General features: G+C 71.1%; 21 protein-coding genes, 1 tRNA gene and 2 pseudogenes. 8 read left to right on the top strand and 16 right to left on the bottom strand.

Features of this window, described 5'->3' with window-relative positions:
- Window positions 1-142 precede the first annotated feature (142 nt).
- From ACF1GV_RS25345 to ACF1GV_RS25335, 3 genes are all read right to left on the bottom strand, one after another.
- The gene (locus ACF1GV_RS25345; RefSeq protein WP_391684908.1) at window positions 143-874 is read right to left on the bottom strand and encodes an NDP-sugar synthase; all 732 of its coding nucleotides are present in this window, start codon (window positions 872-874) and stop codon (window positions 143-145) included.
- Window positions 875-1,230: 356 nt separating this feature from the next.
- Complete coding sequence (locus tag ACF1GV_RS25340; RefSeq protein ID WP_391684906.1) at window positions 1,231-1,689, bottom strand: hypothetical protein; 459 nt, start codon at window positions 1,687-1,689, stop codon at window positions 1,231-1,233.
- A 205-nt stretch (window positions 1,690-1,894) separates the two neighbouring features.
- Complete coding sequence (locus tag ACF1GV_RS25335) at window positions 1,895-2,983, bottom strand: ABC transporter ATP-binding protein (RefSeq protein ID WP_391684904.1); 1,089 nt, start codon at window positions 2,981-2,983, stop codon at window positions 1,895-1,897.
- A gap of 218 nt (window positions 2,984-3,201) precedes the next feature.
- Here ACF1GV_RS25335 and ACF1GV_RS25330 point away from each other — a divergent pair.
- Both ACF1GV_RS25330 and ACF1GV_RS25325 read left to right on the top strand, forming a co-directional pair.
- Window positions 3,202-3,275, top strand: a tRNA-Thr gene (locus ACF1GV_RS25330).
- Between the two features lie 120 nt (window positions 3,276-3,395).
- A pseudogene (locus ACF1GV_RS25325) lies at window positions 3,396-3,572 on the top strand (NUDIX hydrolase); the annotation flags it as partial.
- Between the two features lie 414 nt (window positions 3,573-3,986).
- Here the strand turns inward: ACF1GV_RS25325 and ACF1GV_RS25320 are convergent.
- A complete protein-coding gene (locus ACF1GV_RS25320) occupies window positions 3,987-4,544 on the bottom strand; it encodes a hypothetical protein (RefSeq protein ID WP_391684902.1) in 558 nt (185 codons plus the stop codon).
- Between the two features lie 315 nt (window positions 4,545-4,859).
- Here ACF1GV_RS25320 and ACF1GV_RS25315 point away from each other — a divergent pair, with 315 nt between their 5' ends.
- Window positions 4,860-5,177, top strand: coding sequence for a hypothetical protein (locus tag ACF1GV_RS25315; RefSeq protein WP_391684900.1), 318 nt, complete (start codon window positions 4,860-4,862; stop codon window positions 5,175-5,177).
- A 370-nt stretch (window positions 5,178-5,547) separates the two neighbouring features.
- Here ACF1GV_RS25315 and ACF1GV_RS25310 read toward each other — a convergent pair whose 3' ends face one another.
- Window positions 5,548-6,024, bottom strand: coding sequence for a GNAT family N-acetyltransferase (locus ACF1GV_RS25310; protein ID WP_391684898.1), 477 nt, complete (start codon window positions 6,022-6,024; stop codon window positions 5,548-5,550).
- Window positions 6,021-6,965, bottom strand: coding sequence for an aminoglycoside phosphotransferase family protein (locus ACF1GV_RS25305; protein ID WP_391684896.1), 945 nt, complete (start codon window positions 6,963-6,965; stop codon window positions 6,021-6,023). Before ACF1GV_RS25305 ends, ACF1GV_RS25310 begins: the two co-directional genes overlap by 4 nt.
- Here ACF1GV_RS25305 and ACF1GV_RS25300 point away from each other — a divergent pair.
- Both ACF1GV_RS25300 and ACF1GV_RS25295 read left to right on the top strand, forming a co-directional pair.
- Window positions 6,964-7,617, top strand: a complete 654-nt coding sequence (locus tag ACF1GV_RS25300) for a rhomboid-like protein (protein ID WP_391684894.1) — start codon at window positions 6,964-6,966, stop codon at window positions 7,615-7,617. The two genes, ACF1GV_RS25305 and ACF1GV_RS25300, sit on opposite strands and share 2 nt — an antisense overlap.
- An 11-nt stretch (window positions 7,618-7,628) precedes the next feature.
- Window positions 7,629-9,026 carry an NAD(P)/FAD-dependent oxidoreductase gene (locus tag ACF1GV_RS25295; protein ID WP_391684892.1) on the top strand — a complete coding sequence of 466 codons (1,398 nt, stop codon included), beginning with the start codon at window positions 7,629-7,631 and terminating at the stop codon, window positions 9,024-9,026.
- A gap of 63 nt (window positions 9,027-9,089) precedes the next feature.
- Here the strand turns inward: ACF1GV_RS25295 and ACF1GV_RS25290 are convergent, their stop codons facing one another.
- Genes ACF1GV_RS25290 through ACF1GV_RS25280 form a run of 3 tightly spaced genes read right to left on the bottom strand, consistent with a single transcriptional unit; the run spans window position 9,090 to window position 12,838 of the window.
- A complete protein-coding gene (locus tag ACF1GV_RS25290; protein ID WP_391684890.1) occupies window positions 9,090-10,586 on the bottom strand; it encodes an MFS transporter in 1,497 nt (498 codons plus the stop codon).
- Between the two features lie 56 nt (window positions 10,587-10,642).
- Window positions 10,643-11,626, bottom strand: a complete 984-nt coding sequence (locus tag ACF1GV_RS25285; RefSeq protein ID WP_391684888.1) for a zinc-binding dehydrogenase — start codon at window positions 11,624-11,626, stop codon at window positions 10,643-10,645.
- Between the two features lie 48 nt (window positions 11,627-11,674).
- The gene (locus ACF1GV_RS25280; RefSeq protein WP_391684886.1) at window positions 11,675-12,838 is read right to left on the bottom strand and encodes an FAD-dependent oxidoreductase; all 1,164 of its coding nucleotides are present in this window, start codon (window positions 12,836-12,838) and stop codon (window positions 11,675-11,677) included.
- A gap of 127 nt (window positions 12,839-12,965) precedes the next feature.
- Between ACF1GV_RS25280 and ACF1GV_RS25275 the strand changes: the two genes are divergently transcribed.
- The gene (locus ACF1GV_RS25275; protein ID WP_391684884.1) at window positions 12,966-13,631 is read left to right on the top strand and encodes a pentapeptide repeat-containing protein; all 666 of its coding nucleotides are present in this window, start codon (window positions 12,966-12,968) and stop codon (window positions 13,629-13,631) included.
- A 209-nt stretch (window positions 13,632-13,840) separates the two neighbouring features.
- Here the strand turns inward: ACF1GV_RS25275 and ACF1GV_RS25270 are convergent, their stop codons facing one another.
- Complete coding sequence (locus ACF1GV_RS25270) at window positions 13,841-14,287, bottom strand: hypothetical protein (RefSeq protein WP_391684882.1); 447 nt, start codon at window positions 14,285-14,287, stop codon at window positions 13,841-13,843.
- A 56-nt stretch (window positions 14,288-14,343) separates the two neighbouring features.
- Complete coding sequence (locus tag ACF1GV_RS25265; RefSeq protein WP_363263579.1) at window positions 14,344-14,844, bottom strand: hypothetical protein; 501 nt, start codon at window positions 14,842-14,844, stop codon at window positions 14,344-14,346.
- Window positions 14,845-15,003: 159 nt separating this feature from the next.
- On the opposite strand from ACF1GV_RS25265, the gene ACF1GV_RS25260 reads away from it, so the two are divergent.
- Window positions 15,004-16,404, top strand: coding sequence for a M1 family metallopeptidase (locus ACF1GV_RS25260; protein WP_391684879.1), 1,401 nt, complete (start codon window positions 15,004-15,006; stop codon window positions 16,402-16,404).
- Window positions 16,405-16,485: 81 nt separating this feature from the next.
- Here ACF1GV_RS25260 and ACF1GV_RS25255 read toward each other — a convergent pair whose 3' ends face one another.
- The 3 genes from ACF1GV_RS25255 to ACF1GV_RS25245 form a co-directional block, all read right to left on the bottom strand.
- Window positions 16,486-18,042, bottom strand: a complete 1,557-nt coding sequence (locus tag ACF1GV_RS25255) for a M4 family metallopeptidase (protein WP_391685107.1) — start codon at window positions 18,040-18,042, stop codon at window positions 16,486-16,488.
- Window positions 18,043-18,330: 288 nt separating this feature from the next.
- On the bottom strand, window positions 18,331-18,849 hold the full coding sequence (locus ACF1GV_RS25250; protein WP_391684877.1) for a GNAT family N-acetyltransferase: 519 nt from the start codon (window positions 18,847-18,849) through the stop codon (window positions 18,331-18,333).
- 66 nt (window positions 18,850-18,915) lie between these two features.
- Window positions 18,916-19,491, bottom strand: coding sequence for a TerD family protein (locus ACF1GV_RS25245; protein ID WP_031170907.1), 576 nt, complete (start codon window positions 19,489-19,491; stop codon window positions 18,916-18,918).
- 217 nt (window positions 19,492-19,708) lie between these two features.
- On the opposite strand from ACF1GV_RS25245, the gene arfB reads away from it, so the two are divergent.
- A complete protein-coding gene (arfB, locus tag ACF1GV_RS25240; RefSeq protein ID WP_391684875.1) occupies window positions 19,709-20,149 on the top strand; it encodes an alternative ribosome rescue aminoacyl-tRNA hydrolase ArfB in 441 nt (146 codons plus the stop codon).
- Window positions 20,150-20,210: 61 nt separating this feature from the next.
- On the opposite strand, the pseudogene ACF1GV_RS25235 reads toward arfB, so the two are convergent.
- Both ACF1GV_RS25235 and ACF1GV_RS25230 read right to left on the bottom strand, forming a co-directional pair.
- Window positions 20,211-20,471 (bottom strand): annotated as a pseudogene (locus tag ACF1GV_RS25235) (GNAT family N-acetyltransferase); the annotation flags it as partial.
- A gap of 53 nt (window positions 20,472-20,524) precedes the next feature.
- The gene (locus ACF1GV_RS25230) at window positions 20,525-21,016 is read right to left on the bottom strand and encodes a flavin reductase family protein (protein ID WP_363263727.1); all 492 of its coding nucleotides are present in this window, start codon (window positions 21,014-21,016) and stop codon (window positions 20,525-20,527) included.
- Between the last annotated feature and the right edge of the window lie 300 nt (window positions 21,017-21,316).

Below are 21,316 nucleotides of genomic sequence, written 5' to 3'. Positions count from 1 at the left end.
CGGCCGGCACGGCGATGGGGCTCCGCGTGTGACGCGCGGGGCCCCATCGGTGTGTGGTGCGGTGTTCTGGCGGTGTTCTGGCGTGCTGCGGCGTGCCGGCGGTGCCTGTGCTGGGCGGTGCGTGTGCTGCGCTGCCGTGGCGTCAGCGGCTCAGGGCCGCCAGCTCCTTGGCCGCCTCGGTCAGGTCCTTCGCCGTGTCGATCGCCCGCCAGTAGGCGCCCTGGGGAAGCGGGAAGCCGGCCAGGCGGTGCTCCCGGGCCAGGCGCGGGAACGTGGTGCGCTCGTGGTCGCCGCGCTCGGGGAGGAGGCCGGCGAAGGCCGGGGAGAAGACGTACACGCCCGCGTTGATCTCGAAGGTGGACGGCGGGGCCTCGATGAAGTCGGTGATGTGGCCGAACCCGTCGGTCTGGACGGCGCCCCAGGGGATGCGGGGGCGGGCGAGGGCGAGCGTCGCTATGGCGTCGCGCTCGGTGTGGAAGTCGGCCATGTCGCGCAGCGAGAAGCGGGTCCAGATGTCGCCGTTGGTGGCGTACCAGGGCCGGTCCGGGTGCGGCAGGTGCGCGGCGGCGAACTTCAGGCCGCCACCGCGGCCGAGGGGCTCCGCCTCGACGACGGTGGTCACGCGCACGGGGAGTTCGGCCGACCGGAGCCACTGCTCGAGCACGTCGGCGAGGTGGCCGCAGGAGACGACCACGTCGGTGACGCCCTCTTCGGCGAGCCAGGTGAGCTGGTGGCCGATGATGGGCGTGCCCGTCCCGGGGATCTCGACCATCGGCTTGGGCCGGTCGTCGGTGTAGGGGCGCAGCCGGGAACCTTGGCCGCCGGCCAGGATGACGGCTTGGGTGGGGCGGGTCAGGGCGTGCGGATGGGTCATGCCGGAAGACTACGGCGGGGTGGCTGCGGGGTGCCTGCGGGGGCTTGTGCGGGTGCCTGCGGTGCTTTCGGTGGTGGTTCGGGTGCGGGTTGCGTCGTGGTTGCTCGCGCCGTTCCCCGCGCCCTTTGTGTGCCTGCGGCGGCCCGTTGCCCTTCGGGTGGGTGGCTGGTGTCGTGCCTGCGGCTGTCCGTGGGTCGGGGCCGCGGTGGGGGGTGTCCGTCCTCGGTCCGGCCGGCCGTTTCCGACGGGCCTGCCGGGTCCCGGTGCCGGCCGCTGCGGGCGGACACCCCCCACCACGTCCCCTTCCCGCCGTACGCGGGTACGGCGACGCCGTGGCATGGGTCCCTCGGCGGGCGTCAGCTGTGGGCCGCCAGGATGCCTGAGGCGTACGACGTGTCGCAGACCGGGCGGGCGAAGGACTGGGCGCGGGAGGGGCCGTAGATGCGGACCGCCGCGCGGCCCAGGGCCCGGGCGATGGAGGTGCAGTGCTCGGCCAGCGACGGCTTGTCGTTGACGGCCTGCTGCAGATGGGTGAGGGCGACGCCGGGGTCCTTCTGCTGGAGCTCGGTGAGGAGCTGGTCGCGCAGGACGTCCTGGGGGGCGCGGCGGGCGGTGTTCTTGGCGTCCGTCGCACTCGTCACGTCGGTGGCGGTGAGCACCGAGTCCGAGCGGTTCCCGGACCAGTTGACCCGGGTGACGGCGAGGGTCCCGGAGAGCACCAGGACGACGGGCAGGACGAGGGCGAGGGAGCGGCCGATGCGGCGGGCGGGGCCCCGGTGACCGCGTGGCGTCTGTTGGGTGGTGGAGTGCTTCACGCGTGTGAGGGTAGCGCCCGGTAATGATTTGGCGACATTTAGTCACCTGTACGGGGGATGGGGGAAGAGGGATTTCGGGGTAGTGGGTTGACGCACGCTGGTCGAAACGGGGGATTTGCCGGGGTATTCGTCGACAACGAGAGGGGCCCCGCGGCAGTTCGCGAGGCCCCTCTTCGTCAACCTGGGTGAATCATGCGCCGGGAGGTCAGTCCGACAGGCGCGCGCCCGTCGAGGTGGAGAACACGTGGGTCTCGCCCGAGCGCGGCACGACGTGCAGCGTGCTGCCCTTCTCCGGCACCTCGCGGCCGCCCACGCGGACGACGAGGTCCTTGGTCTCGGCGCCGACCTTGGCGGTGCCGTAGACGAACGCGTCGGAGCCCAGCTCCTCGACGACGTTGACGGTGACCGCGACACCGAGGTCGGAGTCGGGGCCGGCCACGTCGAAGTGCTCGGGGCGGACGCCGACGGTGACCGTCTTGTCGGTGGCGGCGGCCAGCGCCTCCCGGTCGACCGGAACGACGCTGTTGCCGAACTTCACGCCGCCGTCGGTGATCGGGACCTCGACGAGGTTCATCGCCGGGGAGCCGATGAAGCCGGCCACGAAGAGGTTGGCGGGCCTGTCGTACATGTTGCGCGGGGTGTCGACCTGCTGGAGCAGACCGTCCTTGAGGACCGCGACGCGGTCGCCCATGGTGAGGGCCTCGACCTGGTCGTGGGTGACGTAGACCGTGGTGATGCCCAGGCGGCGCTGGAGGGAGGCGATCTGGGTGCGGGTGGAGACGCGGAGCTTGGCGTCCAGGTTGGACAGCGGCTCGTCCATGAGGAAGACCTGCGGCTCACGGACGATCGCGCGACCCATCGCCACGCGCTGGCGCTGACCGCCGGAGAGCGCCTTCGGCTTGCGGTCCAGGTACTCGCTGAGGTCGAGGATCTTCGCGGCCTCTTCGACCTTCTGCCGGATCTCCGCCTTGTTGACGCCGGCGATCTTGAGCGCGAAGCCCATGTTGTCGGCGACCGTCATGTGCGGGTAGAGCGCGTAGTTCTGGAACACCATGGCGATGTCCCGGTCCTTCGGCGGCAGGTGCGTGACGTCGCGGTCGCCGATGCGGATCGCGCCGCCGTTGACGTCCTCCAGGCCCGCGAGCATCCGCAGGGAGGTGGACTTGCCGCAGCCGGACGGACCGACCAGGACGAGGAACTCCCCGTCGGCGATCTCGATGTCCAGGGCGTCGACGGCGGGCTTGTCGGAACCCGGGTAGATCCGGGTCGCCTTGTCGAACGTGACAGTGGCCATGGTGAATGGGCCCCCTTCTACCGGCAGGAACGTGCCGGACGATCCGTTGTAGGAAGGTGGTTGGTGTAGTCCACGCAGGTGAACTGGCACAGGACGGTACCTGGCGTTCACCTGGTCTGTCAGTAGGCGAGCCCCTGTGAACTTCGCGGAAATTTTCGATCGGGCCGCCGCGGGAGGTAGGTACACTGCACGGGCGTGTCCGTCCAGCGCGGACCCGGGCCTCCTTAGCTCAGCTGGTTAGAGCGCCGCTCTTGTAAAGCGAAGGTCGTCGGTTCGAATCCGACAGGGGGCTCTGACGCTGAACAGCGAGAACGCCCCGGCCGATGATCGGTCCGGGGCGTTCGACATCTACGGGTGACATCAACCGGGCGGTCACTCACGATCGACACGGCGCCTGAGCAGGCGATCCATGAAGCCGTCCGGCGGCACCGAGCGCACGTCGAGTGAGTCGACAGCCGTCGAATGGCTCACGCCCGACGAGGTCAGCGAGCGCATGGCCGAAGTCTTCGTGATCAGGCTCTTGGACGCCTTGGAGGGCAACGGCCCCCACGTGCGGAGCCACGACGGGAAGCGCCTCATCCCAGCGGGACAAGGCTTTCTCCACTTCATCAAGGCCCGCGCACGGCGCGGGCGCGCGCCGCCTCTGCGGCGCGGCCTGCCTCCCGTCTGCGCCCCGGCTGGCCGCGCCCGGCGGCGCGCTACGTGCAGCGGGTGGAGCAGAGAAAACCCTCTGTGGCTGAGGCCGGTCGGCTCCACGGCTCTTGGCAGCCACTTTGGGGCGAGCCTCTAAGATCATGGCCCCAACGTCGTGCTTTAACGGGCAGGTCCACAGACTGCCCGACTCGCCGGAAGCTTACCGGGCCATGATCACTCGCCCCAAAGCAGCTCCAGCCCAAAGCCGCTCCACCGACCTAGCTGCTAACCTCGGGCTTTCACGTGGCAGGGCGCCCGGTAGGAATGCGAACCGCCACACAGCTGACCGGCCGATATCACTCAGTCGGATTCAGCGGCGGATCTCCGTGTAGTCCTCTTCGAAGAAGCTCTGCGTGCGGGTCTTCGTCCTGATTTGATTTGAGTCGCCCGAACCGACCGCCGGCAGGTTCACCGTGATGTTGCATGTCTGGGTCTGCGTAGCGGTGGTGGTTGCTGCCCCGCCCGTAGCGGCCGCATCCCCAGTTGTCGCGTCCCCGCCGCTGGTAGTGACGGACTGGCTGCACAGGGCGTCCGCCGGAACGGGTACGGTGGCGACGGGGGCGGGCTGACTGGTTTCTTCGACCCTGCTGAAGTGCTTCTTGAGGTGATGCTTCCTGACAAGGAGCGGGTCGTCGGAGTGGCTGTGGTGGGACTCTCCGGCGTGCGAGGGCCGGGATTCCCGATTGTGCCCAGCGGGGAGATCCTCAGCGTGGGCGCTGCCCACAGCGGAGACGGTCAGCGCGCCGATCGCTGCACTGAGTAGGGCGGTCTTCATGCCAAGGCGCATGTGAACCTCCAGTAGTAACGGCCAGGGTTTATCCATGGACGCCCTGTCCAACGCGGCAGTGACTGTTTTGTTCTCAAGCATCACCCGTTTACCTCACACACCATCCAAGTTGCTCTGGACGAAGAGGTCATGCGGCTGGCCTGGAGGTCCGGGCCGTCTCTGGGCTGCATGAGGTCAACCGACGTCGACCGACAACGACACAAGCCCGCGGCATCTGAGCTGGTCAGCCAGAGGGCTGACCAGTACACGGGCATGGCAGGCTCACGGACGGCAACGACGACGGACGGCCGCGGCGTTCGGCGGCCCGGCACAAGAGCGGCAGAGTGCCGGCGGGCCACCCCATCAAGGCTTGCCCGTATCTTCTAAGCACCACTCGCAGGACGTCATGATCTACCGATGGATGAGTACGCATGGCCCACGGGCCCTGAAGTGCCGGCCGCGGACTTGGTCCGGGAGAGTTGGGAGGCAACCGTTGCCGCTCTGCCCGTCGAGGCCCGGATCACCGGCGAGGTCATCGGTCGCCAGCGCTTCGGGGTCTTCATACGTATGGATGGTGTGCCGAACGCCGTAGCGCTGGCGGAGATCACGGCCATGCCGCGCGGGATGGACCTCCCAGCCCTCGGGGCCTTCGTCAGCGGGGAGGTCATCTGGCACGCCGCTCACAACCACCAGGTCAAGGTCCGGCTCGATGAGTGGCGGGCAGCCGACGAGTGATCTCCGCTGGGCCGTCTCTGGGCCGTCCGAGGCCGCCCAGTGCCGACCGGCGAGGACTACTACGACAGTCGTCGACGATGGTGGTCTGGCCGCGTGGCTGGAGTCGAAGCGGCTACTCACCAGCCCTGAGCGTCACGTCGACACGTTGCGGTGCCTGCTTGCCGAGGACGACGACGCGCTCCTGATGCACGACTACGACCTAATCAGTGATCCGCAGACAGCCACAGGGGCACCGGGAACCCTCAGCCTCATGAGGGACGGAGCAGGCCGCACGGCCCGGTGACCGAACTTGTAAGCGAAGGTCGTCGGTTCGAATCCGACAGGGGGCTTCCCCGGAAGCCCAGGTCAGCTGTGCTGGCCTGGGCTTTTGTCAATTCGTGGCCAGGTTTGTCAGGGCCTCGTCCGTCAGGCGGTAGACCGTCCACTCGTTCTGCGGGCGGGCGCCGAGGGCGTCGTAGAAGCCGATTGCGGGTTCGTTCCAGTTGAGGACCGACCACTCCAGGCGCTGGTAGCCGCGGCGGGTGCAGATGCGGGCGAGTTCGGTGAGCAGGGCCTTGCCGTGGCCGGCGCCGCGGGCCTGTGGGCGGACGAAGAGGTCCTCCAGGTAGATGCCGTACGTTCCGCGCCAGGTGGAGAAGGACAGGAACCACAGCGCGAAGCCGACCGGCTCTTCGGTGTCGTCGTCCTCGGCGATGTGGGCGAAGGCGGCCGGGTGGTCGGAGAAGAGCGCGTCGTGGAGCTGGGCGGGGGTCGCCTTCGCTTCCTGCGGCGCTTTCTCGTAGGTCGCGAGTTCCTGGATCAGGGTGTGGATGACGGGGACGTCGGCGGGTGTGGCGCGGCGGATCATCGGGGCTCTTCTCGTCGGGGGCGGATGGGCGGGCGCAGGCGGCGGGCGATCTCGAGTTGCTCCAGGTCAAGGGGGCGGCCGTCCGCGATGTCCCACAGGGCGTTCTGGAGGAGGCGGCCCAGGGTCCAGGCGCGGGCGCGGTCCCGGTCCAGGTCCATGACGGCGGTCATCGCGTCGAAGCGCCATCGGATGTCGTCGGGGTCGTAGCGGTTGGCGAGGGCCGGCCAGAGCTCGAAGCCGGGGTCGCCCGCGAGGGGTTTGGGGTCGATGGCGAGCCAGTCGGCGCGATCGGCGGCCAGGACGTTCTCGTCGTGCAGGTCCCAGTGCAGCAGACGGTCGCCGGGTTCGGCGACGACCTCGCGTACGGCCGCGGCGCAGTCGGCGATGATCCGGCGGGCCTCGGGGTCGGGAATGCGGGGCAGCGCCCGGGGGGTGCGGTCGAGCATGTCGCGCGCCATGTCGCCCAGGCGGCGCAGGCCGGGTGGGGCGGGGGTGGCGTTGATGTGGGCCAGCAGGGCGGCGATCACCTCGACCGCCTCGTGGACGTCCGGGTGGTGGGCCAGCATGCGGGAGGGGTCGAGGCGTTCCAGCAGCATCGTGCCGGTGGGCTCGTCGTGGTCGATCAGGCGCACCGCGCCGTCGCCGTCCCACAGGCGCAGGGCGACCGGTTCGCCCGCGCTCTCCTCGTCCAGGAGCTGGAGCTTGAGGACGGCACGCAGCCCGTCGGCGCGGACGACGGGCAGGACGAGCGCGCACACCCCGTACATCGACGGGCCGTCCAGCCGCAGCCGCCAGCGGTGCAGGAAGGTGGCCGCGAGGTCCGGCAGGGCCGCGACGAAGGCGCGGCCCGCCTCGCCGTTGTACTCCGCCTGTGACGCCGCCAGCTCGTCCGGAATGTCGATCACCGATCGGACGATACTGCTGTGCGTGAATCGGCTCATGCGAATCACGCGGGGTGTGCGCCGGGTCGGGGCCTATGTGCGCAGCGCCCCGGGGACGTACGTCTGGCTGGGGATTCTGTTCGTCACGACGGTCGCCCTGCACCACATGTCGCCGGACTTCGAGCGCGAGTTCCTGCGCCAGCGCTCGACGAATCTGGAGGAGCTGTCGCAGAACCCGGTGCGGGTGCTCATCGCCAGCGCGATGTGGATCGACGGCGGGCACTGGCTGCCGTACGCCGTGCTGTACAGCGTCTTCCACGCGCCGGCCGAGCGGTGGCTGGGGACGGTGCGGTGGCTGGTGGTGTGCGTGGCGGCGCATGTGCTGGCCACGCTCCTCAGCCAGGGGGTGCTGCTCGTGGCGATCCGGCGCGGGCTCGCACCGCACTCGGAGGCCGACGCGCTGGACATCGGGGTGAGTTACGCGCTGGCGGGCGTGGTGGGGGTGCTGACGTACCGGATTCCGGGGCCGTGGCGGTACGTGTACGTGTTCGTGGTGCTGGTCTTCTACGGCCTTCCGCTGGCGGCCGGGCCGACCTTCACCGACCTCGGGCACTTCGCGTCCGTGCTGATCGGGCTGGCGTGTCATCCGGTGGTGCGGGGGCGGGAAATTCCACGAAATCCGAAGGAGACAGGCGTCACGCCGACGGGTTAACGTCCGCTCTCATGAGCAGCAGTGTCGTGAACGGCGGCATCTCCTTCTGGTACGCGGACGACGGTCTTCCCCCGGTGCGGGAGCCGCTGCCCGGTGACACGTCCGCCGACGTGGTGATCGTCGGCGGCGGATACACGGGTCTGTGGACGGCGTACTACCTGAAGAAGGCCGCTCCTTTTCTGCGGGTCGTCGTCCTCGAGCAGAAGTTCTGCGGATACGGCGCCTCCGGGCGCAACGGGGGCTGGCTGTACAACGGCATCGCCGGCCGGGACCGGTACGCGAAGCTGCACGGCCGGGAAGCGGCGGTGCGGTTGCAGCAGGCGATGAACGACACCGTCGACGAGGTGATCGCGGTCGCCGAGGCGGAGGGCATCGACGCCGACCTGCACAAGGGCGGTGTGCTGGAGGTGGCGACCACTCCGGCTCAGCTGGCCCGGCTGAAGTCCTTCCACGCCGCCGAGGTCGCCTTCGGGGAGAAGGACCGTGAGCTGTACGGCGCGCAGGAGACCGCCGAGCGGATCCGCGTGGCGGACGCGGTGGGCTCGACGTGGACGCCGCACGGGGCCCGGCTGCACCCGGTGAAGCTGCTGAACGGGCTCGCGGCGGCCGTCGAGGCGCTGGGGGTGACCCTTTACGAGTCGACGCCGGTGACCGAGATCCGGCCCCAGCACGCGGTGACGCCGTACGGGACCGTGCGGGCGCCCTACGTGCTGCGCTGCACGGAGGGGTTCACGGCCTCGTTGAAGGGGCAGCGGCGTACCTGGCTGCCCATGAACTCCTCGATGATCGCCACCGAGCCGCTGAGCGAGGAGAGGTGGGCGGAGATCGGGTGGGACGGCCGGGAGACGCTGGGGGACATGGCGCACGCCTACATGTACGCGCAGCGGACCGCCGATGGGCGGATCGCGCTGGGCGGGCGCGGGGCGCCGTACCGCTTCGGCTCGCAGACCGACAACGACGGGCGCACCCAGGACGCGACGATCTCGGCGCTGCGGGAGATCCTGGTGCGGTTCTTCCCGTCGCTGGCGGGGGTCGGCATCGCGCACGCCTGGTCGGGTGTGCTGGGCGTGCCGCGGGACTGGTGCGCGACGGTGACGCTGGACCGGTCGACGGGGCTGGGCTGGGCCGGGGGTTATGTCGGCTCGGGCGTCGCCACAACGAATCTGGCCGCGCGGACGTTGCGGGATCTGGTGCAGCTGGACTCCGGGCAGTCCGGGCGCACCGAGCTGACCGAGCTGCCGTGGGTGGGGCACCGGGTGCGGAAGTGGGAGCCGGAGCCGCTGCGGTGGGTGGGCGTGCAGGGGATGTACGCCGTGTACCGGGCGGCCGACCGGCGGGAGCGGACGACCCACAGCGCCGAGTCCTCCCGTCTGGCACGGCTGGCGGACCGGGTGGCGGGGCGCGGCTGACGCCCGCGGCGGCTCGGGCCGCCGCCCGTGTGCGGGTGGGCAGGCGCGGCGGTACCTGTGCGGTCAGGCCACCGACTCCGGTACCGGTTCCTGCGCGGGTGCTCCGTGCGACGGGGGACGGGCCGTGACCATCAGGCCCGCCACCAGGCCGGCCAGCAGCATGACCGCGGCCGCCCACCAGATGGCGACCGTGTAGCCGTGCACCACGCCCGTGCGGACGATCTGCGCCCGCCCGCCGGGGTTCGCCAGGTGGGCGGTGATGTACGTGGCGCTGCTGGTGGTGGCGATGGTGTTCAGCAGCGCCGTGCCGATGGAGCCGCCGACCTGCTGGGAGGTGTTGACGGTCGCCGAGGTGACGCCGGCGTCCTGCGGGGCGACGCCCGCGGTGGCCGTGGAGAACACCGGCATGAAGGTCAGCCCCATGCCGAGGCCCATCAGCAGCAGCGCGGGGAGGATCTCCGTGGTGTAGGAGGAGTCCACCGTCATCTGGGTGAGGATCACCATGCCGCCGGCGGCGAGCACCATGCCGGGGACCATCAGCGTGCGCGGTGCCACGTGGGGCAGCAGGCGGGCGGAGATCTGGGTGGAGCCGACGATGATCGCCGCGGTCAGCGGGAGGAAGGCCAGGCCCGTGCGGACGGGCGAGTAGCCGAGGACGACCTGCAGGTAGTAGGTCATGAACAGGAACAGCCCGAACATGCCGATCACCGCGAGCATCATGGTCAGGAAGCAGCCCGCCCGGTTGCGTTCCTTGATGATGTGCAGCGGGAGCAGCGGGCTCGGCGCCCGTGTCTGCCACCAGACGAAGGTGGCGAGCAGGACGACACCGGCCGCGAAGAGGGCGAGGACCAGCGGGTCGGTCCAGCCGCGCGGCTGGGCCTCGCTGAAGCCGTAGACGATCGCGACCAGGCCGCCGCAGCCGAGGACGACGCCGGGCACGTCGAGCCGGACGCCCGCGTGGCCGGGGCGGTCGTGCAGCAGGGTGAGCGCGCCGACGACGGCGACGACGGCGATGGGCACGTTGACGTAGAGGCACCAGCGCCAGTTCAGGTACTCGGTGAGCAGTCCGCCGACGATGAAGCCGATCGCAGAGCCGCTGCCGGCGAGGGCGCCGTAGATGCCGAACGCCTTGCCGCGCTCCTTGGGATCGGTGAACGTGGTGGTCAGCAGGGAGAGCGCGGACGGGGCGAGGACGGCCGCGAAGGCGCCCTGCAGGGCGCGGGCGCCGAAGAGCATGCCGGCGCCGGTGGCGGCGCCGCCGAGCGCGGAGGCGGCGGCGAAGCCGACCAGGCCGAAGACGAAGGTCCGTTTGCGGCCGACGAGGTCGGCGATCCGGCCGCCGAGCAGGAGCAGCCCGCCGAAGGCGAGGGTGTAGGCGGTGATCACCCACTGCCGGTTGGCGTCGGACATGCCCAGGTCGCGCTGGGCGGAGGGCAGCGCGATGTTCACGATGGTGGCGTCCAGGACGACCATCAGCTGGGCGAGCGCGATGATCACCAGACCCCACCAGCGGTGGGGGTCCGCTCCCGGCGCGGGTTGGTCTGTTCGGGTGACAGTCACCCGGTCAGAAGACCACGAATCAGGACGTATTGCATCCCGGGCTGTGTGGTGCCGTTTCATGGCTCCAGGACCACCTTTCCGGTCGTGCGTCGGCTCTCGAGGGCGCGGTGCGCGGCGGCCGCCTCGGCGAGCGGGAAGCGTGCGACGGCCGGGACGAGCCGGCCCGCTGCGGCCTCGGTGAGCGCGCGCAGTTCGAGGGTGCGCAAGGGGTCGGGACCGCCCGCCCTGGCGAACATCGCCGGGCCGAGCACCTGTTCGGAGACGCCGTCGACGAGGTACGGCCCGCCGTCGCGGATGCCCTCGGCGGACCAGCCGAAGACCAGGTGCCGGCCGCCCGGGCCGAGCAGGGCGACCGCCTCGCGGGCCGTGTCGCCGCCGACGCCGTCGAAGACGACGGTGGCGGGCCGGCCGCCGAGGAAGGCGCGGACCTTGTCCGGCCAGGCGGGCTCGGTGTAGTCGACGGCGAGGTCGGCGCCGTTCGCCTGGACCCGGGCGGTCTTGCGCGGGCCGCCCGCGAGCCCCACGACGCCGGCGCCTGCGTTCCTGGCGTACTGCACCAGGAGGGTGCCGATGCCGCCGGCGGCCGCCAGGACCACGGCCACGGAGCCGGGGCCCAGGTCGTCCGCGAACTGCACGATCCCCATCGCCGTACGGCCCGTGCCGATCATGGCGACCGCCTGCGCCGGGTCCAGGTTCCCCGGGATCTCGTGCAGCCGGGCCGCGTCGGTGACGGCCAGCTCCGCATAGCCGCCGGGCGCGAAGCCGAGGTGGGCGACCACGCGCTTGCCCAGCCAGGACGGGTCCACGCCGTCGCCGAGGGCGTCGACGGTGCCGACGACCTCGCGGCCGGGGACGGTCGGCAGGGCGGGCAGCTCGGGCAGGGGGCCGCGCACGCCCTCGCGCAGAGCCGTGTCGAGGAGGTGGACCCCCGCGGCGGCCACGGCGATACGGACCTGGCCGGGGGCGGGGACCGGGTCCTCGACCTCCTCGTGGGTCAGGTTCTCGGCGGGTCCGAAGGCGTGGAGGCGGATCGCGTGCATGGGGCTCCCCGTTCGACGACGTGTCCGTGCGAGGCCCACTCTTGGACCTCAAGCGCGCTTGAGGTCAAGCGAGCGTTGATGCCCCAGCGCCAGTGATACGGCCGTCAGCGCGCTGGTGAAGGAGACCTCCGACAGCACGCCGGGCGCGGCGACCTGGTCACCGGCGAGATAGACGCCGTTGCCGCGGTCGATGGCCGGGCGGTCCCGCCAGCTGGTGCCTGGCAGGTCCACGGCCCCGGTCCGGCCGTCGGCGGTGGCTTCGCCGCGCCAGGTGACCCGGTCGCGCCAGCCGGGGAAGCCCAGGTCGAGCAGTTCCTCGGCGCGGGCGACACCGTCGGCGCGGGTCTCGTGCGGGGCGAGCGGAATCTGCCCCTGGATCAGCTGCTCGCCGGCCGGGGCGAGGGTGCGGTCCTGGGCGGTGAACCGCTCGATCCACCCGGGCGCGTCCAGATCGGACACGGCGAACGCGTCGCCGCGCCGCGTGCGCACCGCCAGGTCGATCAGCGCGGTGCGGCCGCTGGGCCAGGTCAGGGAGCCGTCCCCCAGCAGCCGGCGGGCGGCGGCCAGGGAGGTGGCGACGATGACCGGAGTGTCGGTGGGCAGCGTGTCGACACGGGAGAGCGTCTCGATCCGCACCCCCAGGTTCCAGGCGCGGCCGGCCATCCGGTCGATCATGCTCGCCCAGCCGCCGCGCGGGTAGTGGGCTTCCGGCGGCAGCTTGGTGGCCCGGCGCAGCCGCTCCTGCACGAAGGCGGCGGACAGCGAGCCCGGGTCGTGGTGGAAGACGGCGACGGCGGCATAGTTCGCGGCGGCCCGGGCGCCCTCCTCGCCGGCGATGCCGGTCGCCCAGCTGAGGAAGTCGGTGTCGACGGGCGCCTGCGGCAGCCGGCGGCGCAGCAGCTTGAGCATCGCGAACGGCGGGGTGCGGCGCACAACGCCCTGGTGGCGCAGCCGCAGCCGGGCCGCCTCCAGGGCCGGCAACGGGGCCAGCGGTCCGATCAGGTCGCGCTGCTTCAGCCAGGTCCAGTGGGGGCCGCCGTTGTAGAGGGCGTGGGGTCCCTCGTTGGTCCGGTACGGCCCCTCGGCCGTGCGCGCCCGGCCGCCGAGGGTGTGGTGCGCCTCGTACACGGTGACCTTGGTACCGGCCTCGGCGGCGGTGATGGCGGCGGTCAGGCCGGCGAATCCGCCGCCGACGACGGTGATGCGGTGCATGTCGGGTCTCTCCCTCTGCTCGGGTCGCCGCTTGCACCTCTATGACCGCCGAAGACGCCCGATTGTGACATCACCCGCGTTCGCGCAGGTCAGAGCGATTGTCAGTGGCGGGGTGCAGCATGGGGGCATGGCAAGGGGAACGGGTGTGAAGGCGGCACGGCGGCCGGAGGTGCGCCTGCCGCACCTGGAGCGGTACGACGAAGAGGGGCTGGAGCCCGACGGGGACTACGACGGCCTGGAGTTCGAAGCCGCCGACCTGAGCGGTCAGGACGGCGCGGGCGCCCGCTTCATGGACTGCGCCCTGAGAGGCTGCGCCCTGGACGGGACGCGACTGCACCACGCGCGCCTACTGGACTCGGTGCTGTCGGACGTGCGGGGCGTGGGCACGGACCTGGCGGAGTCGACCCTCCGGGACGTCGAGCTGACCGACCCGCGCCTCGGCGGCGTACAGCTGCACGGTGCGGTGCTGGAGCGGGTCCTGATCCTCGGCGGCAAGATCGACTACCTGAACCTGCGCGGCGCCCGCCTCCGGGACGTCGTCTTCACCGGCTGCGTACTGGTGGAACCGGACTTCGCGGGCGCCCGGCTCGAGCGAGTGGAGTTCACCGACTGCGCGATCAAGGGCGCGGACTTCACCGGCGCCACCCTGACGGACGTGGACCTGCGCGGCGCGACCCCCCTGGACATCACCCACGGCCTGGAGGGCATGGCGGGCGCGGTGATCAGCACGGCCCAACTCCTGGACCTGGCCCCCCTTCTGGCAGCAGGCCTGGGCCTCAGGGTGGAGGGCTGACCACCCACGCGACGCCCGCACCCGCAGTGACGACGGCCCGCAGTCGTGGACGGCGGGAAGGGGACGGGGTGGGGACAAAGGGGTGCGGGGAACTGCGCGACCAGCCACAACGAAGGCCGCACAGGCCGCCGCAGGCGAATGCGACCAGCCACAACGCACCCCGCACCCGAACGACCACCCCACCCCGCCCGAGCCGCCGGCAGGCACAGTCACCCGCCCAGTACGCCCCGCAACGACTCGATCCACCGTCGCCGCATCGTCAAGAACGCCAGCCAGGACCCATCGCTGTAGTGCACCCGAAACCGAGCCATCAGCTGCAGCCGCGGCCGCCGCTCGACACGGACCACCCACGCCCGCGGCACCTCCCAGACCGGCGCGCCGTCGGTGGCGCGGACCAGCCCGACCCGCTGATCCGTGACCCGCATCAGCAGTGCACCGGAGGTCGGCGGCAGCTGGCCGGCGACACTGCCGGCGCCGCCGCTCGCGGCGCCGATGTTCTGCATCAGATGGTCGCCGAACTGTCCGCCCAGCCTGCCGTGGCCATGGACGTTCAGCTTGACGCCCTTGGCGCTCTTCACCGGCACGACGACGTGATGAGCCAGAAGTCGCTCGCCGGGAGCCAGCCCGGTGAGTGCGGAGCGTTCGTGGAGGGACATGGGCATGACCATAAAGGAGGAACGCCGGGCGGCCCTCCACGAAAGGTCAAGGCGGTTCATGACACCCGGGGAAACCGCGCCTGGAGGGTCCAGATCGCCGGATTGTCCGCGAGGTCGTCGTGCAGATCGCACAGATCGGCGACCAGGTCGTGCAGGAAGTCCCGTGCCTCCCGGCGCAGTTCGGTGTGGGAGAAGGACAGCGGAGCCTCCTCGGCCGGCACCCAGTCCGCGGTGATGTCCACCCAGCCGAAGCGGCGCTCGAAGAGCATCCGGTCGGTGGACTCGGTGAAGTCCAGTTCCGCGCGCTGCGGCCGGGCGGCGCGGGAGCCGGCCGGGTCGCGGTCGATGCGCTCGACGATGTCGCACAGCGCCCACGCGAAGTCCAGCACCGGCACCCATCCCCAGGCTGTGGACAACTCCCGGTCGGACTTGGTGTCGGCGAGGTACACATCCCCGCAGAACAGGTCGTGGCGCAGGGCGCGGACGTCCGCGCGCCGGTAGTCCGTCTGCGGCGGGTCCGGGAAACGGGTGGAGAGGGCGTAGCCGATGTCGAGCACCAGGCGATGGTGTCACGCCCGCCCACGAAGACCGGACCCCGCCCGACCCGACCCCGCCCCGTCCGACGCCGCCCGATCTCGGCCGCGCCCGATCCGAAACCGCCCCGCCGCCGCATCGGTCTGTCAGGGAGACACCCCGACGACCATAGGATTCCCGACGTGTCCCGAAAAGCGCCCGCCGTCCCCGCGCTCCTGCTGACGCTCGCCCTGTCCGCCTGCACGGGCGGTGGCGGCGTCGACGGTACCCCGGGCGGCGCCGGCCTGCGCGACCCGTACTTCCCGAAGGCCGGCAACGGCGGCTACGACGTCACCCACTACGCCCTGACCCTCGCCTACGACCCCGCCGTGCGCACGCTCACCGGCACCGCGGACATCACCGCACGGGCCACCCAGGACCTGTCCGCCTTCGACCTCGACCTCAAGGGCCTCGGCGTCCAGGGCGTCACCGTCCAGGGCGCCGGCGCCCGCTTCGGCCGGGCCGGCCAGGAGCTGACCGTCCGCCCGCACGACGAGATCCAGCAGGGCAAGACCTTCCACATCCGGGTCCGCTACTCCGGCACCCCGGAGACGATCACCGACGCGGACGGGTCGAAGGAGGGCTGGCTGTACACGAAGGACGGCGCGCTGGCCCTGGGCGAGCCGGTCGGCTCGATGGCGTGGTTCCCCGGCAACCACCACCCCTCCGACAAGGCGGCCTACGACATCACCGTCACCGTGCCGCAGGGCCTGACGGCCGTGTCCAACGGGGAGTTGGTGGCAGAGAGCACCCGGCAAGGCCGTACCGCCTTCCACTGGCGCACCGCCGAACCCATGGCGAGCTACCTCGCCACCCTCGGCATCGGCCGGTACGAGGTCCACCGCGGCACCGTCGGCGAGCACCGGTTGCCGTTCTACACCGCCGTCGACCCGGTGAGCACCGAGGACAGCCGGGCCGTGCTGTCGAAACTGCCGGAGGTGATGGACTGGCTGGAGCTCAACTTCGGCCCGTACCCGTTCTCCTCCACCGGCGTGATCGTCGAACAGAAGCGGGACGCGACGTACGCCCTGGAGACCCAGAACCGCCCCGTCTTCCCCGGCGCCCCGGACACCACGACCTTCGTGCACGAGCTGGCCCACCAGTGGTACGGCGACTCGGTCACGCCGAAGACCTGGCGGGACATGTGGCTGAACGAGGGCTTCGCGACGTACGCGGAGTGGCTGTACGCGGAGGACCACGGCGGCCCGAGCGCCCAGCAGCGGTTCCAGGAGGTGTACGAGCACGGCGAGGAGGAGGAGTTCGAGGACCTGTGGGACTTCCCCCCGGGCAGGCCCGGCAGCGCGGCGGTGATCTCGGCGAACCCGGTCTACCAGCGCGGGGCGATGGTCCTGCACAAGATCCGGCAGACCGTCGGTGACGACGCCTTCTACGACCTCGTGCAGGGCTGGGCGGCGGCCCACCGCCACGGCAACGCCTCCACCGCCGACTTCACCGCGTACGTGCAGCAGCAGGCACCGGACAAGGACTTCTCCGGCATCTGGCGGGACTGGCTGTACGGCGAGGGGCGGCCGGACCACCCGTGAGAGACGCTCCTCACGAGCCCGGCCGCCCCGCCACGGGCGGCTGGTCGACGCTGACGAGGCCGACCGCGCTCCGCCCTGTGGCTAGTTGACGTTCACCGCCTTCCAGGCGGCAGCCACCGCGTTGTACTCGGCGCTGCCGGAGCCGTACAGGTCGGCCGCCGCCTGCAGGGTGCCGGTGCGGGCGGCCGCGTAGTCGGTGGAGGAGGTGAAGTACGTGGTCAGGGCCTTGTACCAGATCTGGACGGCCTTGTCCCGGCCGATGCCGGTGACCGCGGAGCCGTCGTACGTGGGCGAGTTGTAGGAGACGCCGTTGACGGTCTTGGCGCCGCTGCCCTCGCTCAGCAGGTAGAAGAAGTGGTTCGCCACGCCGGAGGAGTTGTGCACGTCGAGGCGGCCGACGCCCGAGGACCAGTAGTCGGCGGAGCTGCCGTCCTTGCTGGGCTTGTCCATGTAGCGCAGCGGGGTGCCGTTGCCGTTGATGTCGATCTTCTCGCCGATGAGGTAGTCACCGGGGTCGGCGCTGTTGTTCGCGAAGAACTCCACCGACGTGCCGAGGATGTCGGACGTGGCCTCGTTCAGACCGCCCGACTCACGCCGGTAGTTGAGACCGGCGGTGGCCGCGGTCAGACCGTGGCTCATCTCGTGGCCGGCGACGTCGAGCGAGGTCAGCGGCCTCACGTTGCCCTGGCCGTCGCCGTACGTCATGCAGAAGCAGCTGTCGGACCAGAACGCGTTGACGTAGGCGTTGCCGTAGTGGACACGGGAGTAGGCGGCCTTGCCGTCACCGGCGATGCCGTTGCGGTTGAACGCGGACTTGTAGAAGTCCCAGGTGACGGCGGCGCCGTAGGCGGCGTCCACGGCGGCGGTCTGCCGGTTGGCCACCGTCCCGTCGCCCCAGGTGTCGTCGGCGTCGTGGAAGAGGGCGCCGGTGCCGGACGTACCGCCGTTCAGGTCGTACGTCTTGTGACCGCCGCGTGCGCCGTCGATCAGGTCGTAGCCCCCTGAGGCGGAGGCCGTGGAGTTGACCGGGACGGTGCCGCTGTACTGGCTGGTGCCCGTGCCGGTGTCGATCGCCTGGTAGGAGTAGATCTCCTTGCCGGTGGTGGCGTCGGTGATGACGTGCAGCTCGCTCGGGGTGCCGTCGTGCTGCAGGCCCGTGACGACGGACTCGTAGGCGAGGACGGGCTTGGAGCCGGCCGCCCAGATCACCTTGCGGGCACTGGTCGCGGTGGCCTTCGCGGAGGCGGCGGCCTTCAGCGCGTTCGCCTTGGCGGTGGTCGCGGAGACGGCCGGGTCGGTGGAGGCCACGGCTATGCGGGCCTTCGCCGCCTTGGTGACTCCCTTGAGCGCGCCGGACTTGGCCACATGGGTGACCAGGTCGCCGCCGAGGACGGGCAGTCCGGCGTAGGTGCGCTCGTAGCGGGTGTGGACGGTGCCGTCGGCGTCCTTGATCACATCGCGGACGACGAGCTTCTCCTGGGCGCCGAGCCCGAGTTCACGGGCGGTGGCCGGGGCGGCGTCCTGCGCCGACCTGATCGCCTGGGCGCGGGCGGCGGCTGTGAGGGGGAGTGCGGTGGCGCCGTCGGTGTGCGCGGGGGCCGCGGTGGCGGCGCCGTTCTGCACGGCGAGGACGACCATCGCCGCCGAGCCGATCAGGGCGGCGGCGCGCAGCCGGGTGGAGCGAGAGGTGGGGCGGTCGGGGTGTCTCACTCGGTCTCCTTCGTCGCTGGCCTCGTGGGGTTGAGGCACAGGTGGGACACAGGTTGCGGCGGCGAGGAGAGAGTGACATCGAGAACCTGCTGTTTGACAGAGGTCCGTCAAGACTTTACATGTTCGTATCCGAATTCCGTTGCCGTGTATCCGCTATGCGGACGGCTGAGGTGTGGTCAGGGCCTCGTTGATACAGCGGAATTGCCGCACCGGGCGTCACACCGCCAGTCGCTTGCGCAGCACCGCGCAGGCGCGGCCCTGCCGGCGATCGGGGCGGTGGTCGATCACCTCGTAGCCGAGGGAGGTCCAGAAGGCCAGCGCCCTGGGGTTGTCGGCGAGGGCGGCAAGCCGGACGGCGGTGCGGCCGGCCTCGCGGAAACGGGCCTCCACGGCCGCGGCGATCCGGCGGCCGTGGCCCTGCCGCTGCACGCCCGCGTCGACCATCAGCAGCCCGATCCACGGGTCGGGGTCGGCCGGGTCGGGGTGGTGCGCGAGCGTGATGGCCACGCCGACGAGCCGTCCCTGGTCGCGGGCCACCAGCACCTCCGCGTCCGGATGCGCCAACTCGTCGGCCAGCGCGGCCGCCACCTGCTCCGGCCGGATGTCGTCCGGGTCCGGGAAGTCACCGCTGAGGGCCTGGAACTCGCGGTTGGAGGCGTACAGGGCGGTGAGTTCGGTGAGCAGCGGGGCGGGGATGTCGTGGTCAGGGGTGCGGGGGAGCGGGTCGAGCATCATGGCGGGACCGTAGTGCGCCGAAGCCCCCGGTGCTCGGCCGGGGGCTCCTGCACGCGGGGTGTCGGATCAGACGTTGACGCCGAAGTCCTGGGCGATGCCGACCAGGCCCGAGGCGTAGCCCTGGCCGACGGCACGGAACTTCCACTCCGCGCCGTTGCGGTACAGCTCGCCGAAGACCATGGCCGTCTCGGTGGCCGCGTCCTCCGACAGGTCGTAGCGCGCGATCTCGGCGCCACCTGCCTGGTTGACGATGCGGATGTACGCGTTGCGGACCTGGCCGAAGTTCTGGCCGCGGTTCTCGGCGTCGTAGATGGAGACCGGGAAGACGATCTTGTCGATGTCGGCCGGGAGGGCGGCGAGGTTGACGTTGATGGCCTCGTCGTCGCCGGCGCCCTCGCCGGTGCGGTTGTCACCGGTGTGGACGATGGAGTTGTCCGGCGTCTGCTTGTTGTTGAAGAAGACGAAGTGGGCGTCGGAGTAGACCTTGCCCTGACCGTTGACCGCGATCGCGGACGCGTCGAGGTCGAAGTCCGTGCCGGTGGTGGTGCGGACGTCCCAGCCCAGGCCCACGGTGACGGCGGTCAGGCCCGGAGCCTCCTTGGTGAGCGAGACGTTGCCACCCTTGGACAGGCTTACTGCCATGGTCGGGAGTCCTTCCTCGATGCGCTGTGTGTACGAGGCTTCGCACTGGGGACGAAGCTACCGTCATCCCTACGAACGTCGCGGCCCGGCGGATGGTTCCAGCTCGCTTTACCTTTTTTACCCGCACCTTCCGCCCGGGCAGCGGAGGCGGCTTTCGCCCGGGCCTCGGCACGCCCCGCGGGAAATGGGATGACGTGGACCGGGCCGGGACGGGAACATGGACGGCATGTCCGGTCCCCATCTCATCCGCGGTTCCGTCGCGCTCCCCGAGGCCGAGCTGATGTGGCGCTTCTCGCGGGCGTCGGGGCCCGGCGGACAGCACGTCAACACGTCCGACTCCGCCGCCGAGGTCCGCTTCGACCTCGCCCGCACCGAGGCGCTGCCCGAGGTGTGGAAGCGGCGTGCGCTGGAGCGGCTCGGGCCACGGCTGGTGGACGGGGTGCTCAGCGTGCGCGCCACCGAGCACCGCTCGCAGTGGCGCAACCGGGAGGCCGCCGCGGTGCGCCTGGCGGCGCTGCTCGCTCAGGCGACGGCTCCGCCGCCGAGGCCGCGCAAGCCCACGCGGGTGCCGCGGGGCATCAACGAACGCCGGCTCCGCGAGAAGAAACAGCGTGCGGAGACCAAGCGGGGCCGTACCGGGCGGGACTGGACGAGGTAGAGGCCTCACCCGCCCAGGCGCCCGGGCCTCCCCGGATCCGGGACGTCGGGACGCCGCCGCGTCAGCCGAGCTCCAGTACCCCCACCGTCTGACCCCCGCTCACCTCGCCGTTCTTTCGGAAGCCCAGGCCCAGGTAGAAGGCCTCCGGGCCGTCGGGGCCGGGGTGCCAGCTGACGTACATCTCCTTGGTGCCCCGCCGCCGCAGTTCCTCCGCCACCGCCCGGACCGCGAAGCGGCCGTAGCCGCGGCCCTGGGCGTCGGCCGCGATGTTGAGGCGCCACAGGCCCGAGCGGTGCACGGTGCCGTCGCCGTGCCGGTCGATGCCGAGGAGGTCCCAAGGACGCCGCACGGCCCCCGGCGAGGGGTTTTCGGGCGTCACCCCAGCTGCCGGTACCGCCCCTTGAAGTACGTCAGCGGCCCGCCTTCCGCGCTCGGGACGCGGGCCGTCAGGACGCGGCCGATCACCAGCGTGTGGTCGCCGGCGCTCACGCGCTGCTCGGTGCGGCACTCCAGGGTGGCCAGTGCGCCGCCCACCAGGGGCGCGTCGGTGACCTCGCCCCGGACGTAGGGGATGTCCTCGAAGAGCAGGCGGTCGCTGATGCGGCCCTTCATCGCGAAGCGGCCGGCGATGTGGCGCTGGCTCTCGGCGAGGACCGAGACGGCCCACAGCGGCTGCTCGGCCAGCAGGTCGTCCATCCGTGAGCCCTCCCGCAGGCTGACGAGGACCAGCGGCGGGTCCAGGGAGACCGACATGAACGCGGTGGCGGTCATGCCGACGTCCTCGCCGGTGGGCGCGTCCGGGTCGTCCGGGTCGAGCGGCGGCTCCAGCGCGGTCACCAGGACCACGCCCGCGGCGAGCCGGGACATGGCGGCGCGGAACTCGTCGTGGGTCACCCCCTCAGCATGCCCGGCAGGGGCGGGTGTGAAGGGTGAGGGCACGGCAGGGGAAGTCTTCAGCACGCCGGAAACGCTAGTCTCCGCTCGCAAGCCCTCGCATCGGACCTCGGACCGGGTGCGGACCTAGGACTTCCGCCTGACTTCCGGCCCCGAACGGCCTCCGATGCCGCATACTCGCAAAGTGTCCATTCGGTTAACGCACAGGAAAAATACAGAAACTCCACTTTATTGTTCACGTTTTGCTGTGACTTGAGTCACAAGGGCAAGGAA

This window comes from Streptomyces sp. NPDC014006 (assembly GCF_043088925.1).
In the GTDB taxonomy this organism is placed as follows: Bacteria; Actinomycetota; Actinomycetes; order Streptomycetales; family Streptomycetaceae; genus Streptomyces.
Note: the sequence above shows the minus strand (reverse complement) of the source record. Positions and strands in the feature narration are given on the sequence as shown.